This window comes from Kitasatospora phosalacinea (assembly GCF_000716545.1).
Taxonomy (GTDB): Bacteria; Actinomycetota; Actinomycetes; order Streptomycetales; family Streptomycetaceae; genus Kitasatospora; species Kitasatospora phosalacinea.
In genome coordinates, this window is record NZ_JNWZ01000164.1 from 1 (window position 1) to 809 (window position 809).

Consider the following 809-nt stretch of genomic DNA (forward strand, 5'->3'; position numbering starts at 1 on the left):
CCACATGGGCCTGATCCTGATCACCCACGACCTCGGCGTGGTCGCCGACGTCGCCGACAAGATCGCCGTCATGTACGCGGGCCGGATCGTCGAGACCGCGCCGGTGCACGACCTGTACGCCAACCCCGCCCACCCCTACACCGAGGGCCTGCTCCGGTCGATCCCGCGGCTCGACCAGAAGGGCCAGGAGCTCTTCGCGATCAAGGGCCTGCCGCCCAACCTGCTGCGGATCCCGCCCGGCTGCGCGTTCAACCCGCGCTGCCCGCGGGCGCAGGACATCTGCCGGCAGAAGGTGCCGCCGCTGGCCGAGGTGACCGCGGACGACGGGACGCCGCTGCCCGGGCGGCACAGCGCCTGCTTCTTCTGGAAGGAGACCCTCCGTGACGGTTAACGGTGCCACCCCGCTAGGGGCGACCACCCCCGAGGAGGTCGCGTTCGCCCAGGACGTGCCGCGCGGCGAACCCATCCTGGAGGTGCGCGACCTGGTCAAGCACTTCCCGCTGACCAAGGGCGTCCTGTTCAAGAAGCAGGTCGGCGCGGTCAAAGCCGTCGACGGGGTCTCCTTCGACCTGATGCAGGGCGAGACGCTCGGCATCGTCGGCGAGTCCGGCTGCGGCAAGTCCACCCTCGCCAAGGTCCTGATGAACCTGGAACCCGCCACCGCCGGGTCGGTGAAGTACAAGGGCGAGGAGATCTCGCACCTGTCCGGCTCCGCGCTCAAGGCGGTGCGCCGCAACATCCAGATGGTGTTCCAGGACCCGTACACCTCGCTGAACCCGCGCATGACGGTCGGTGACATCATCGGCGAG

General features: G+C 69.3%; 2 protein-coding genes. Both read left to right on the plus strand.

What is annotated here, in order from left to right:
* A partial coding sequence (locus tag OO48_RS33940) for an oligopeptide/dipeptide ABC transporter ATP-binding protein (RefSeq protein WP_033223501.1) occupies window positions 1–391 on the plus strand: 391 nt, incomplete at its 5' end.
* Window positions 381–809 (plus strand): ATP-binding cassette domain-containing protein (locus OO48_RS33945; protein ID WP_033223502.1); only part of this gene is annotated, 429 nt, incomplete at its 3' end. The genes OO48_RS33940 and OO48_RS33945, both read left to right, overlap by 11 nt.